Annotated in this window: 11 protein-coding genes; 3 read left to right on the top strand and 8 right to left on the bottom strand. The window is 67.2% G+C overall.

The window, feature by feature from the left end; all coding sequences use genetic code 11:
• Positions 1-79: 79 nt before the first annotated feature.
• The 5 genes from AC6EUH_RS16170 to AC6EUH_RS16190 form a co-directional block, all read right to left on the bottom strand.
• Positions 80-1,306 (bottom strand): MFS transporter, encoded by a 1,227-nt coding sequence (locus AC6EUH_RS16170; protein WP_499739280.1) that lies wholly within the window; start codon positions 1,304-1,306, stop codon positions 80-82.
• Positions 1,307-1,344: 38 nt separating this feature from the next.
• Complete coding sequence (locus AC6EUH_RS16175; RefSeq protein ID WP_499739281.1) at positions 1,345-1,833, bottom strand: MarR family winged helix-turn-helix transcriptional regulator; 489 nt, start codon at positions 1,831-1,833, stop codon at positions 1,345-1,347.
• 191 nt (positions 1,834-2,024) lie between these two features.
• The gene (locus tag AC6EUH_RS16180; protein WP_499739282.1) at positions 2,025-3,173 is read right to left on the bottom strand and encodes a mannitol-1-phosphate 5-dehydrogenase; all 1,149 of its coding nucleotides are present in this window, start codon (positions 3,171-3,173) and stop codon (positions 2,025-2,027) included.
• Entirely contained in the window at positions 3,173-5,155 is a 1,983-nt protein-coding gene (locus tag AC6EUH_RS16185; protein WP_499739283.1) for a PTS mannitol transporter subunit IICBA, read from the bottom strand. The genes AC6EUH_RS16180 and AC6EUH_RS16185 overlap by 1 nt, the downstream gene beginning before the upstream one ends.
• A gap of 59 nt (positions 5,156-5,214) precedes the next feature.
• A complete protein-coding gene (locus AC6EUH_RS16190; RefSeq protein ID WP_056429084.1) occupies positions 5,215-5,943 on the bottom strand; it encodes a TetR/AcrR family transcriptional regulator in 729 nt (242 codons plus the stop codon).
• Between the two features lie 204 nt (positions 5,944-6,147).
• Here AC6EUH_RS16190 and ptsP point away from each other — a divergent pair, with 204 nt between their 5' ends.
• Positions 6,148-7,833 (top strand): phosphoenolpyruvate--protein phosphotransferase, encoded by a 1,686-nt coding sequence (gene ptsP, locus AC6EUH_RS16195; RefSeq protein WP_499739284.1) that lies wholly within the window; start codon positions 6,148-6,150, stop codon positions 7,831-7,833.
• A 77-nt stretch (positions 7,834-7,910) separates the two neighbouring features.
• Complete coding sequence (locus tag AC6EUH_RS16200; protein WP_499739285.1) at positions 7,911-8,333, top strand: helix-turn-helix domain-containing protein; 423 nt, start codon at positions 7,911-7,913, stop codon at positions 8,331-8,333.
• 379 nt (positions 8,334-8,712) lie between these two features.
• On the opposite strand, the gene AC6EUH_RS16205 is transcribed toward AC6EUH_RS16200, so the two are convergent.
• Positions 8,713-9,933 (bottom strand): PucR family transcriptional regulator, encoded by a 1,221-nt coding sequence (locus tag AC6EUH_RS16205; RefSeq protein WP_499739286.1) that lies wholly within the window; start codon positions 9,931-9,933, stop codon positions 8,713-8,715.
• Positions 9,934-10,191: 258 nt separating this feature from the next.
• On the opposite strand from AC6EUH_RS16205, the gene ald reads away from it, so the two are divergent.
• Positions 10,192-11,310, top strand: a complete 1,119-nt coding sequence (gene ald / locus AC6EUH_RS16210; RefSeq protein WP_056429068.1) for an alanine dehydrogenase — start codon at positions 10,192-10,194, stop codon at positions 11,308-11,310.
• 145 nt (positions 11,311-11,455) lie between these two features.
• Here the strand turns inward: ald and AC6EUH_RS16215 are convergent, their stop codons facing one another.
• Both AC6EUH_RS16215 and AC6EUH_RS16220 read right to left on the bottom strand, forming a co-directional pair.
• The gene (locus AC6EUH_RS16215; protein WP_499739287.1) at positions 11,456-12,511 is read right to left on the bottom strand and encodes a Gfo/Idh/MocA family protein; all 1,056 of its coding nucleotides are present in this window, start codon (positions 12,509-12,511) and stop codon (positions 11,456-11,458) included.
• A gap of 129 nt (positions 12,512-12,640) precedes the next feature.
• Positions 12,641-14,335, bottom strand: a complete 1,695-nt coding sequence (locus AC6EUH_RS16220) for an ABC transporter family substrate-binding protein (RefSeq protein WP_499739311.1) — start codon at positions 14,333-14,335, stop codon at positions 12,641-12,643.
• Between the last annotated feature and the right edge of the window lie 46 nt (positions 14,336-14,381).

Raw genomic sequence — 14,381 nt, forward strand, 5'->3', positions numbered from 1 at the left:
GACAGCTAACGCCCATGTTCCTGCGGAACATGGGCGTTTTCTGTGACCTTGGAGGGTTGTGCCCGCGGCCGCGGGCTGGCTAGACCACTCGCGGCTCGTGCGCGGTCAGGTAGCGGCGTCCGCCGAAGACCACGGCAATCGCGGCCACCATGGCCAGCGCACCGGCGAAGAAGGGGACCTGCGGGCCGAAGTGCTCGCCCAGCTGCGCGGCGGCAAAGGGCGCCAGTGCGCCGCCCATCCAGCGCACGAAGTTGTACCCGGCGGAGGCCACCGGCCGGGGCGAATCGGAAACCCCCATGGCCAGCTCCGTGTAGATGGTGTTGTTGACGCCCAGGAGCGCCCCGGAAACCACCACCAGGACCACGACGGCAGGCACCGAGTGTCCGGCGGCCAGTCCCAAGCCCACGAGGTCCAGCACCAGCAGGACCAGGGTGCCGGTGAGCACCCGGACGGCCCCGAAGCGGTTCTGCAGCACAGGCGCAGCAAACACGGAGAACACAGCAACGGCGACGCCCCAGCCAAAGAACACCCCGCCGATCCCGTACGCGTCCATGCCCAGGATGAAGGGCGTGAAGGCCAGGACGGTGAAGAAGCCGTAATTGTAGAACAGGCCGCTGGCCGCCGTCGTCCGGAGTCCCTTGTGCCCCAACGCGAGGAGCGGATCCCGGAGCCGGACCTTCCGCTCAGGCAGCGGCGTCTTGGGTAACAGGGCAATAAGCGCGATGAACGCGGAGGCCATCAGCACGGCGGTGCCGAAGAACGGGGCGCGCCACTGCCAGCCGCCAAGCAGTGCACCCAGGAGCGGGCCCAGGGAGATGCCCAGGCCGAGGGCGGCCTCGTACAGGATGATCGCCGTGCCGGCTCCGCCGCTCGCGACGCCGACAATCACGGCCAGCGCCGTGGCCACAAAGAGGGCGTTGCCCAGCCCCCAGCCGGCCCGGAAGCCGATGAGCTCAGCCACGCTGCCCGAGGTGCCGGACAGCGAGGCGAACGCGACGATCACTGCCAGCCCGATCAGCAGCGTCCGCTTACCGCCGATCCGGGAGGAGACGTAGCCGGTAATCAGCATCGCAACGGCGGTAACGAGGAAATAGCTCGTAAAGAGCAGGGATACCTCGCTTTGCGAGGCATCCAGGTTCTTGGCGATCGCGGGCAGGATGGGATCCACCAGCCCGATGCCCATGAAGGCGAAGACGGCTGCGAGAGCCGTGGCCCACACCGCCTTGGGCTGCTTGAGTAGTGAGGCCTTCTCCGCCTCGAGGGTAACGTCGGCTGCCGGTAGGGTGTCGGCTGGCTGGCCGTGCATATTTGGTACTCCTGGTTGATTGGAATGTCGGTTGAAGATCAGGCCTGGACCGTCGCGTTGATCCTGCCAATGACCGGCAGGGCGGCAGCCAGGGTGGCGCGTTCATCGTCCGAAAGGGACGAGAGGACGCCGGCCATGACGGCATTGCGGCGCTCATTGGCGGAGGCGACGGCGGCGAGCCCGGCTTCGGTGAGCCTCACCCGGACGGCCCGGGAATCCTCGGGGTCCGGTTCGCGCCGAGCGAGGCCGGCGCGCTCGAGCTTGATGATCTGCTCGGTGGCGCTGGGTACCCTGACGCCTAGGTTCCGGGCGATTTCACCGACCCGCACTCCGGCGGCGGAGGAACCACCGCCGGCCTCGCGGGAAGTTCCTGCGTCCATCAGCATCTTGAGCGTGCTGAGCTGGGCGGCGCTGAGCTCGCCGTCAGCGTCCAGTCGGCGGACGAGGTAGATGCTGTGGCGGAGGGCCTCACGGAAGTCCTGGGCCAGGGCCAGAAGGCCGGGATCGGTCGTTTCGCTCACACTCATAGTTAGGTAGCCTAACAGTTAGGCTACCTAATGGTCAAAGAAAAGGAGTTGCCCTATCACTTCCGGTGGTTAGAACCCGGATTTGGGCGCACCAAGTGATAGCGCAACCGAGGGGGCGCCAACAAAGCCGCCGACGCCGGAACTCGGGTGAGTTCCGGCGCCGGCGGCTTGCTTTCGCGATGGGAATCGGGCTAGACGGCGGCCTTGGCCTCCTCGACCATGGCGGAGACGGCCTTGAACAGCGGGTGGTCCGGCGCCAGACCGGTAATGGTCGCCGTCGCCTCGTCCGCGCCCGAGGAAGCCAGAATCTTCCCGAGCTCCACGGCTTCAGTGTCGGCCGGATCGTTGAAGCGCAGGGCCGCGGCGATCGCACCGAGCAGGGCCTCCGGGACGATCCCGCGTTCGGCCAGCTCCGCTGCGGGCCCGATGAAGCGTTCGTGCCGGCTGAGCTTGCGCAGCGGCGCCCGTCCCACCCGATTCACGGTGTCCGGCAGGTGCGGGTTGGAGAAACGGCCCAGGATCTTCTGGACGTAGGCCTCCTGCTCGTCACGGTTGAAGCCGTGCTTGGCCACCAGCAGTTCCTTGGTTTCGTCCAGGACGGCGCGCACGTCCGCGGAGACATCCTGATCGGTCATGGCCTCGGAAATCTTGCCCAGGCCGGCTTCGAAACCGAAATAGGCCGCCGCGGCATGCCCGGTGTTCACGGTGAACAGCTTCCGCTCGATGTACGGCTCCAGGTCATCCACGAACGTCGCTCCCGGAATCACCGGCTCCTTGCCCGCAAACGGGGTCCGGTCGATGACCCATTCGTAGAAGGTCTCCACCGTGACGTCCAGGCCCTGCCCGGGCTCCTGGTTGGGCACGATCCGGTCCACCGCCGTGTTGGCGAAGACGGCGGCCGCGTCCAGGGAGCCGGCGGCCGGATCCCACTGCGCTGCAACTTCGGCCTTCAGGGTGTCCGTGGCGTTGATGGCGTTCTCACACGCCATCACCTGCAGTGGCGCCAGCCCGGCGGCGCGGGCCGTGATCCCCTTGGCGATCACAGGCGCCAGGAACTTGAGGATGTGGGGCCCCACGGCGGTGGTGACGATGTCCGCCGTCGCGATTTCCGCGATGACGTCCGCCTCCTGGGTGCTGGAGTTCAGCGCGCGGAAGTTCTCCACGGTGCGGACGGCGGGGTTGTCCCCCACCTCGTGGACCTGGTAGCTGTCCGCGGCGGCCAGCTGGTTGATAAGGTCCTCCGCGACATCCGCGAACACCACCTCATACCCCGCCTCGTGCAGCAGCAAGCCCACGAACCCGCGTCCGATGTTCCCGGCTCCAAAATGAACGGCCTTCACTATGAATTGACCTTTCCGAACAGGTCAAGGACTTCCTCGACGGTGGTGGCCGCCTCAAGCTGTGCCACCTGCGCCTTGTTGGTGAAGACCTTGGCGATCGAGGACAGGATCTGCAGGTGTTCGTTGTTGATGCCGGCGACGCCGACCACAAACTTCACTTCCTTGCCGTTCCAGTCGATGCCGTCCGGGTACCGGACCACGGAGACCGCGGACTTCATGATGTGGTCCTTCGCGGCGTTGGTCCCGTGCGGGATGGCGAGGTAGCTGCCCATGTAGGTGGACACGGACTCCTCGCGTTCGTGCATGGCGTCCAGGTAGCCGGAGTCGACGGCGCCGCGGTCCAGCAGGAGCCGGCCGGCCTCGTCGATGGCGGCGTCCCGCGTGGTGGCGGTGCCGTTGAGGACAACGCTTTCGGCCACCAGGATGCCGGCGGGACCGGCCTCCTCGGGTGCTTCCGCCGCGGCAGCGGCAGGAGCGCCGACGGCGGGAGCAGCACCAGCCGCCGGGGCGGCGGCGCCCGTTCCCCCGTCCGTGTTGCTGGCCTGGACGAGCTCCACGATCTCGTCGTAGCGCGGGCTGTTCATGAAGTTGTCCACCGAAACGTGGACGGCGCTGGCGGTGACGGGCTTGGCCCGCTCCGTCAGGTCCTGGTGCGTGATGACGACGTCGTACGTGTCCGTGAGGTTGGCGATCGCGGAATTGGTGACCTTGACGTCCGGGAAGCCGGCCGCCTTGATCTTGTTCCGCAGCACCGAGGCGCCCATCGCGCTGGAGCCCATACCGGCGTCGCACGCAAAGACGATGTTCTTGACCGGTCCGGCGAGGACGGCGACACCGCCGGCGTTCATGCCCGCGCCGGTCAGGGCGGAGGAAATCGAGCTCTTCTTGCCCTTGAGGGCTTCCATCCGGTGGGTGGCTTCGTCCAGGTCGTCCTCCGCGGTCGCCTTGCTGGCCTTCAGGATCACCGAGGCGATGAGGAAGGACACGATGGTGGCGAACAGCACGGAGAGTGTCACACCGACGTAACTGTCGCGTGCGGTCGCTGCGTAGACGGCAAGGATGCTGCCCGGGGCTGCCGGTGAGCGGAGCCCGGCGCCGGTGACCACCAGGGTGAAGATGCCGGTCATGCCGCCGCCGATGGCGGCGAGGATCATGATGGGCTTCATCAGCACGTACGGGAAGTAGATCTCATGGATGCCGCCGACGAACTGGATGACGGCTGCGCCCGGCGCTGACGCCCGGGCGAGCCCCGTGCCGAAGATCGAGTAGGCCAGCAGGATGCCGAAGCCGGGACCGGGGTTGGCTTCGAGCAGGAACAGGAGGGACTTGCCCTCCTCCAGGGCCTGCTGCGTTCCCAGCGGCGTGAGGATGCCGTGGTTGACCGCGTTGTTCAGGAACAGGACCTTGGCGGGTTCGATAAAGATGCTGGTGAACGGAAGCAGTCCGTTAAGAACCAGGAATTCGACGACGGCGCTGGCGCCGTTGCTGAAGGCCTTCACCACCGGGCCGACCACCAGCATGCCGACGACCGCCATGCCGGCGGCCAGGATGCCGGCCGAGAAGTTGTCGATGAGCATTTCGAAGCCGGGTTTGACCCGGCCTTCCCAGATCTTGTCCACCTTCATCATGAGCCAGGCCGTGAGGGGGCCGAGAATCATGGCGCCGATGAACATGGGGATGTCCGTGCCGACGATGACACCCGTGGTGGCCACAGCGCCCACGACGCCGCCGCGCACGCCGTAGACCATCCGGCCGCCGGTGTAGCCGATCAGGAGCGGCAGCAGGTAGGTGATCATTGGTCCGACAAGCTTGGCGAGCTCCTCATTCGGCAGGAATCCCGCCGGGATGAACAGCGCCGTGATGATGCCCCAGGCGATGAACGCGCCGATGTTGGGCATGATCATTCCGGACAGGAACGTCCCAAATTTCTGAACGTGTACCCGCATGCTGGTGCGGGGTTTCGCAACTGTCTCTGTTGCCATGTGAATTCCTAACCGTCATTCCTGCTGCATCGCAGGATCGTCCGATAATTTCGCGAAAGCTAGCTGGTGGAGCTGGTTGAGATCCGGTGGAGCCATTCGAGGAAGAGCTTGAGTTCCGAGCTGGACAGCTGGTCCGAGTGCGATGCCTGCAATGCCGCGTTCAGGGCGATCGCCGCCACAACCACCGAGGATTTCCCGGAGGCTTCAGGACTGCTGCTCTTGGCCTGGTCCGAGGACACCGCAAAGATCATGGCGTCGCGGGTCATGGTGGAGAGCTCGAGGTTGCGCTCGGGCGCCTTTTCCGTGATCAGCATCAGCGTCACCCCCACGTTGGCAGCCAGGATGCTCCTGGCTGCCTCCCGCGGAGGGACGTTCAGTTGGCCGGCGACGGCGGCCTTGTTCAGCATCTCCTCCATGAGGCCCTCGGCGTCGGCGACGACCGCCGGGCGGCTCTCGGGGCGGATATTGCCAAACATGACGAGGTACAGTTCCGGCTGGTTGAGCCCGAACTGCACATGGTTGTCCCACATCCGCCGGATATCTTCCAGCGGCTGCCCGGACGGCGCAAAGTCACGTTCGCCCGCGACGTACTCTTCGAATCCTGCCGCGACGACGGCGTCGAACAGCCCTTCCTTGTCACCGAAGTGGTGGTAGAGGGTGGGCGCCGTAACGCCAGCCAGCTGCGTGATCTGGCGGGTGGAAACCGCACCCCCGGCGGAGTTGGCCAGCAACTCGGCGGCTGCACGGAGCAGCCGCGTCTTTGGCGGAAGCTGGCCATCGAAACTCATAACCGCTACCCTAGCACCTATAGCAACGCTATATGAAGTGCATCACATACAATTTTTTCAGGTACCGGATCCGCCCGCCGACGTAGCCGTCGACTGGCCTACCCGGACGATCCGGCACGGAGTCTCCGGCCGGATCGGACGGCCGGCTCCGGCGCTACCTGACTCACCGGCTTACGGGCCCACGGCAGAGAATGAGGACCTTCAGTGCAGAACTTCCCAGGAGTAGGCGTCAGCCCCGGCCGCATCATCGGAACCATCCGCCAGATGCCCAAACCCGTCAGCGAACCGCCGGCCGGGGAACAGCTGCCGGCCGGCGCCACCGCCGAGGACGCGACGGCGGCGCTGAAGACCGCCGCCAAAGCCGTCCACGATGAGCTGAAGGCCCGGGCGGAGACGGTCAGCGGCGACGGCAAGGCGGTCCTGGAAGCGACTGCGCTCATGGCGACGGACACCATGCTCCTGAAATCGGCCGCCAAACTGATCGGCCGCGGCACGTCCAGCCAGCGGGCCATCTGGGAAGCTGGCGGCTCTGTCTCGGAAATGCTGCACAACCTGGGCGGCTACATGGCCGAGCGCGCCACCGACGTCCTGGACGTCCGGGCCCGGATCGTGGCCGAACTGCGCGGAGTCCCGGCACCGGGCATCCCGTCCTCCCCCACCCCGTTCATCCTGATCGCCGAGGACCTGGCCCCGGCGGACACCGCCACCCTGGACCCGGAGAAGATCCTCGCCCTGCTCACGGCAGGCGGCGGGCCGCAGTCCCACACCGCCATCATTGCCCGCTCGCTGGGCCTTCCCGCCGTCGTCGCCGCGACCGGCGTCGACCAGCTGCCGGACGGCACGGAGGTGTACGTGGACGGCGCCGCCGGACTGATCACGGCGGACCCGGATGACTCCCAGCGGGCCGCGGCCGAACACTGGGCCGCCACCGCCTCGCTGCTGGCCGACTTTGACGGCACCGGCGCGACGGCGGACGGCCACCTGGTGCCGCTGCTCGCCAACGTCGGCGGGGCCAAGGACGCCGTGGCCGCCGCCAAGCTCAACGCGCAGGGGGTGGGGCTGTTCCGGACCGAATTCTGCTTCCTGGAGCGGGACACCGAGCCCACCGTGGACGAACAGGCTGCCGCGTACAAGGGCGTCTTCGACGCCTTCCCGGGCAAGAAGGTGGTGCTCCGGACCCTTGACGCCGGCGCGGACAAGCCGCTGCCGTTCCTCACCGACGCCACCGAACCGAACCCGGCCCTCGGCGTCCGCGGGTACCGCACCGATTTCACGACGCCGGGCGTGCTGGAACGCCAGCTGCAGGCCATCGCCCGGGCCGAGCAGGAATCCGAGGCGGACGTCTGGGTGATGGCGCCGATGATTTCCACCGCCGAGGAGGCCGCCCGCTTCGCCACGCTGTGCGCCGAGGCCGGAATCAAGACCCCAGGCGTGATGGTGGAAGTGCCGTCCGCGGCGCTCACCGCCGAGGCCATCCTCCGTGAAGTGGGGTTCGCGAGCCTGGGCACCAACGACCTCACCCAGTACGCCATGGCGGCGGACCGCCAGCTCGGCCCGCTCGCCGCCCTCAACACGCCCTGGCAGCCCGCCGTCCTTCGGCTGGTCGGGCTGACTGTGGAGGGTTCCGCCGCGGAAGGCCACAACAAACCCGTCGGCGTCTGCGGCGAGGCCGCCGCGGATCCCGCCCTCGCCGTCGTCCTGACCGGGCTTGGCGTCTCGACGCTGTCCATGACGGCCCGGTCGCTCGCCGCGGTGGCGGCAGTGCTGAAGACCGTCACCCTGGCCGAGGCGCAGGCGCTGGCCAAACTGGCGCTCTCCGCGCCGAGCGCCACCGAGGCCCGCGCCTGGGTCCGGGCGAAGCTTCCGATCCTCGAGGAGCTGGGGCTGTAGCGGCGCGGCAGGGCATGGCATGGCATGGCTGGCAGGCGGCAGTGTGCGACTGATCCGCGGGCGCTAGGATGCACTCCATGACACAGATAGCTCCCCGGGTGGCGGCCGCCCTTCCGGCCGATGAGGCGCAGAAACTCCAGTACGCTCTCCACGGCAGCGACGACATCACGGTGTTCGTGGACGGCACCGTCCACCGGCTGCCGGCCCAGGCGCGGGACGCCGTCGTCGACCTGCTGGCCCGGTTCAGCCGGGGCGAGGCGGTGACGGTCAGCAGCGTGGAGGAAATGCTCACCACGTCGCGGGCCGCGGAGCTGGCGGGAATCTCGCACACCTACCTGCGGAACATGACGGACCGTGGTGAAATTCCGGTGGAATACCGGGGCACGCACCGGCGGATCAGACTCGCCGACATCATGGCCTGGATTGAGAAGCAGAAGAAGAACAGTACCGCCGACGGCGCCCGGGACCACGGAAATGACGGTGCCGCGGATGCTTCGTGACGGCGTGATAAGGATCAAACAACGATCCCGGCCCTGCGCGGAAACGTGGGGAAGGCCGGGGTTACGCTTGGATTGTGGGTAAGTTCAGAGGGTGGCACATTGTGGCAGGCATTGCCGCCATGGTGCTCACCGGCATCCTCGGAACCGCGATGGGGCTGAACAATACGGCAGCCTTTATGTCCAGCTGTGTTGCGTTTGTGGCTGTGGCGATGTGGATGGACGGCAGGATTACCCGCCGCAGGCGAGAAAGCGCGCGAGAAACAGCGCGAGAAAGAGCGCGGGAAACAGCGCGAGAGGCATCGCGGGACGTGGCGCGAGAGGCAGCGCGGGAGACGGCACGGGACCCTGCCTTGGACTCCGACTCCTCCAACCGCGAGCACTAAATCCTGGGCCTTCCCGCCCAGCGCCGCGCCTTCAGCGCCGCATGCAGCTCCAGCCGCACCATCCCCTTGAGCGGGTCCACGCCTAGCAGCTGCCGAATCCGGCCCAGCCGGTTGTAGATGCTGCTCCGGTGCAGGTGCAGCTTGTCCGCCACTTCCTGGACCGAGCCGTCGTTGTCGTAGAAGAGCTCCAGCACCGGCAGCAGCTCCTGGTTCCGGTCATGGTCCTCCAGGAGGCGGAAATAGACAGACCCGGCGTCCGCCCATGCCCCCGCACCGCCGCCCGCCGAGGCCAGCAGCTGATAGATTCCGGTGGCGCGGCAGTCGACGAGCTCCCCCAGCTGGGGATCCACCGCCGCTGCCTGTGCGGCCTGCCGGGATTGGCGGTAGGCGTCCGCCAGTTCCCGCGGCCGCGCGAAGCCCTCGGAGGTCCCCAGGATGATCCGATCGACCGCCCTGCCGGAGCGTTTGGCCAGCTCCAGCTGGTAGTGGACCAGCACCTGGGCGTGGTCCGCCCGGCCGGTAGATTCCTTGAACAGGACCACGGAGTGCGTCTCCGTGCCCGCGCTGAACAGGGCGGCGTCCACCCCGATGGTGGACTGCAGCGCCGCGGAACGGTGGATCAGCGTGGAGGCGTTCGGGTCCGATCCTTCCGCCCAGCCGTCCGCATCCAGGACCGTCACGAGCTGCCAGGGCCCGCGCCCCTGCACTTCCTTCCACCCGCCCACAGCCGCGACGGCGTTGGACTCGCCCCGGCAGGCGGCCAGGAATTCCTGCTCGCGGCGGCGGCGGAACTCGGATTCGGCCGTGTTGGATTCCAGCAGCAGGGCCGAAAGCTGCTCGAGCTCGCGCGCCACGTCGGGCAGTTGGCCGAGGACCGCCGTCGCGTTCGGTTCCTCGGCGTCGAGCTGGACCCAGAGGTAGCCCACCCGGAAACCGCGCAGCAGCAGGGGAACGCAGACGCGGCCGAGCATGCCCAGGTCCTCGTTGGCCGGCACAACCACCGGGCGCACCGCTGTCGCGATACCGTGCGAGAGCTGCCAGGCGCTGACGTCCACCGGGACCCGCTTGCTGAGCAGGAAATTTACCCGGACCCGGTCCGCGTGCGACTGGTTGGAGCTGTAGGCGAGCAGCAGGCCGTCCAGGTCCTCAAGTGAGAGGCCGCGGCCCAGTTTCAGTGCGACCTGCTCCACGAGCTGTTCGACGTCCTGCTGCTGCATGCTGCCACATTACTGCGCATTGGCCCCGCGCCGGGAATGCGGCGGCGAATGTCACCCCCAACGGACAGCAGGCGACACCTGACGCTCGAGGGTTCGACAAATGTCCAACACACTATTTGGAAAAGCGCGGAATTCCGCGGAAGCCGGGTGCTGACGCGCGGCCGGGCCTGTCGCTTGCCTCACAGCCGGATTTATTCTGGAAGTACAACTTCCCCCACACACCCAGGCCCATAAAGCCGCCAGCAATGGAGTCCCCAAATGATCATCGGTGTCCCCAAAGAGATCAAGAACAACGAATTCCGCGTCGCCATCACAGCTGCTGGTGTCCACGAATTCCGCACCCACGGCCACTCGGTCCTGGTGGAGCGCGGCGCGGGCCTGGGCTCGGGCATCACGGACGAGGAATACGCCATCGCCGGCGCCGAGATCGTCACCGAAGCAGATGACGTCTGGGCGCGCGCCGACATGGTCCTGAAGGTCAAGGAGCCGGTCAAGGCCGAATACCACCGCTTCCGCAAGGGCCTGATCCTCTTCACCTACCTGCACCTCGCGGCCGAGCCGGAGCTGACGCAGGCGCTTATCAACAGCGGCGTGACCGCTATCGCCTACGAGACCGTCCAGGAAGGCCGCGCCCTGCCGCTGCTCGCCCCGATGTCCGAGGTCGCGGGCCGCCTGTCCGTCCAGGTGGGCGCCACCTCGCTGATGGCTCCGGCCGGCGGCAAGGGTGTGCTGCTCGGCGGCGTACCGGGCGTCCGCCCGGCCAAGGTGGTTGTCCTCGGCGCCGGCGTGGCCGGCACCAACGCCGCCGCCATGGCCCTGGGCCTCGGCGCCGACGTCACCATCCTGGACATCAACATCAACCGCCTGCGCGAACTGGATGCCCAGTACCAGGGCCGCCTGAAGACCGTTGCCTCCAACGCCTACGAGATCGAGAAGTCCGTGGTCGACGCCGACCTCGTGATCGGCTCCGTGCTGATCCCGGGCGCAAAGGCCCCGAAGCTGGTCACCAACGAGCTCGTCTCCCGCATGAAGCCCGGCTCCGTGCTGGTGGACATCGCCGTTGACCAGGGCGGCTGCTTCGAGGACACGCACCCCACCACGCACCAGGAACCGACGTACAAGGTCCACAACACGATCTTCTACTGCGTTGCCAACATGCCGGGCGCCGTCCCGAACACCTCCACCTACGCGCTGACCAACGTCACCCTGCGCTACGCCGTCGCCCTGGCGAACCTGGGCGTCAAGGCCGCGTTCGAACGCGATGCCGCCCTGGCCGCCGGCCTGAACATCGCCGGTGGCAAGGTGGCGCACCGCTCGGTCTCCGAGGCGCACAACCTGCCCCTCGTCGCCGACTGGCACGAACTGGTCTCCGCGTAACACCCCGGAGTTAGCATCGGTTGCTCCTCCCCACCGGCCCCCTCGCCTCGCAAGCTCGGCCAGGGAACCCTGCCGGTGTGGGCCCAAACCGCCCTTTTGGACCCCCAGAAGGGCAGTTACGGAGCAGCCGATTGCTGTTTAACGGCTAGGCCAGCGCCCGCGCCTGCTCGATCAGCCGCAGCACTTCCACCGTCCCCGCCGGATCCACCGGGACCGGCAGTGCCGACGCCGCCCCGCCGCCCCTGATCTTCTCCGCGAGGATCCGGTAGAACTCCGGGTAGGCGCCGCGTTCGGTGGGCAGCCGGTCCAGGTGCCCGTCGCGGCCCAGCAGCCCGGCCCACTCGCGGTCCTCGACCCCGTAGTCCGGATCCAGCGGGCTGCCGCCGGCCACGATGAAGGGCTCCTGCGGGTCGACGCCGTGCTTGGTGAAGGCGCCGTCGCTGCCCAGCAGCCGGAAGCGCGGCCCCTGCTGGGCGCAGAGCATGTTCATCCACAGGTGGGTCGTCACGCCGGATTCGTGCCGCAGGGCCAGGAACACGTCGTCGTCTGTCTTCTCCCCGGCCCGGCGGGCCGCGAGTTCGGCGTGGGTGACCGTGGCGGGTCCGAAGAGCTGCACGGCCTGGTCCAGCAGGTGGGTGCCGAGGTCGAACAGCACCCCGCCGCCGTCGTCCGCGGTCGCCTCCGCTTTCCAGGCCTTGGCGACCGTCGGGGACCAGCGTTCAAAGCGGGATTCGAACCGTGTAACGCCGCCCAGGGCACCGCTGTCCAGCAGCCCGCGGACCGTGAGGTAGTCGCCGTCCCAGCGCCGGTTCTGGAAGACGGTGAGGACGCGGCCCAGCCGCTCTGCGAGCCGGATGAGCTCCCCGGCTTCGGCGCTGCGCACCGTAAACGGCTTGTCGACGACGACGTCGAGTCCGGCTTCCAGCGCGGCTTTCGCGAGCGGGTAGTGCGTGGCCGGCGGGGTTCCCAGGACCAGCAGGTCCAGCTCACCGGCGCGCGCCAGGATGTCCGCCGGGGTGTCCACAATCCGGACGCCGGGGTACCGGGCGGACGCGGCGGACTGCCGGCCGGCGTCGGACGTGGAGATCATCTCCAGGGAATAGGCGGGGTCGGAGGTGAGCAAGGGCGCGTGGAAGACGCTGCCCGAGAGGCCAAAGCCGGCGACGGCCGTGCGGACGGGCCGGTTGGAGTCTGTTGTCATGGTCCCACGCTACTCCCGCGGGCCCATTCAACGCTCCCTCAGATATCGCAACAAGACAGGCGACGCCCCCTCAATAGGTGAGGGAGCGTCGCCCGAAAAGCTGCTAAAGGTGAGGGAGCGTCGGAGGGGTTACTTCTGCCAGCCGACGACGCTCCAGTCCGGAGTCTGGAACAGGGACGCGCCGTAGTTGGCGAGGCCCGTGCGGGCGAAGTAGATCTGCGGGCCGTTCATAAGGACGCCCATGGAGTAGTACTTGGCCATGTGCTTCTTTTCGACCTCCATGGCGGCCTTGTTGCGCTCGGTGTCGTCCTGGATGGAGGCGAGGTCCTTGATGGCCTTGTCCAGTTCGGCGTCGCCGAGTTCGTTCTCGTTGGTCTTGGAGTCGTAGAACTGCTTCACACCCGAGGTTGCATCCGCGCCGACGGTGTAGCCGCTGATGGTGAGCTGGAAGTCGCGGCTGCCCAGGACCTTGCCGAAGTCCGCGTCGCCGCGCTGGTCGATGCCGACCTCCATGCCGGCGGCCTGGAGCTGCTTCTGCAGGGTCTGCACGGTGGCGAGGGACGTCGGGTCGTCACCGAAGTTGGTGATCTTGAAGGAGACGGGCTTGCCGTCCTTCTCCATGGTGCCCTTGGCGTTCGGCGCGTAGCCGGCGTCGGTCAGGACCTTCTTGGCCGCGTCGGTGCCCGCTTCCTTGACCGGGTAGTTGTCCTGGTAGTACTTGGAGAACGGCATCAGCATCATCGATCCCGAGCTTTCCTCTTCCCAGTTCAACCCGCCGAACCGCACGGCGCGGACGGCCGGACGGTCGACGGCGGTGAAGATCGCCTGGCGGACCGCGACGTCAGTCAGCGGGGCCTTCATGGCGTTGAGGTTCAGGCCGCCGGCGAACAGGCGCTGGCCGCGCCGGACCTCGGAGTTCTTGGTGCCTTCGAGCTGCTTGTACTTGGTCAGCGTGCGGCCGTCGGCCATGTCGATTTCGCTGTTCTTGAAGGCGGCGATCTCGGCGCTTGCCTCGAGCTGGCGGAAGATCACCTTTTCCAGGACCGGCTTCTCGCCCCACCACTTCTCGTTCGGAACCATGGAGACGGTCTTGGCCGCGGAGTCGTACTTTTCGACCTTGAACGGGCCGGCCATCCACTCGGGGTGCATTTCGCCGGAGAAACCGGTGTTGAACAGCTCCGGGGTGTTGACTGCCTGCGGGATGAAGCCGCCGTAGATGTCGCTCAGCGGGTAGACCGGCTGGGTGGTGGTTGCGATGACTTCCTTGTCATTGCTTCCGGCCTTCACGGAGTCGATGAACTCGTAGGCACCGGAGGACACGATGTCGATGTCCTTGTTCTTGCCGTTGAGCATCGTCCAGGTGTTCACGAAGGTGTCGGCGTTGATGGGGGTGCCATCGTTGTACTCGGCCTTCGGGTTGATCTTGATGGTGATGGTCTGCTTGCCGTCTTTGACCTCGCTCTGGAAGTCTTCGCAGAAGTTGGTGTTCAGCTTGCTGGTGCCGTCGAAGTCGAGCTTCCAGCAGCCCACGTAGCCGGCCTCGTCGATCGGGTAGTGCAGTTCCGTGTTGTCCGCGGAGTTGCCCGCGTTGGAGAAGCCGTTGAAGTCCGGGCCGATGTTGCCGACCGGCAGCGTCACGGTGCCGCCCTGCTTCAGCTCATCGGCCTTCTTGGCGTTGACACTGATGAGCTTGTTGATGTCGCCGGAGGCGTCCTGGGCCTTGGCGCTCTCGGCGGACGTGGTGGCGCCGCCTCCGCCGCAGCCGGTCAGCGCGAGTGCTGCCGCGACGGCGGCCACCCCGCCGATCTTGGTCAGATTCTTCATCATGATCCCCTTCATTTTTTGTGCGAGTTGTGATGCAGGTGCGGTT

The organism is Arthrobacter sp. 001422645, assembly GCF_059816125.1.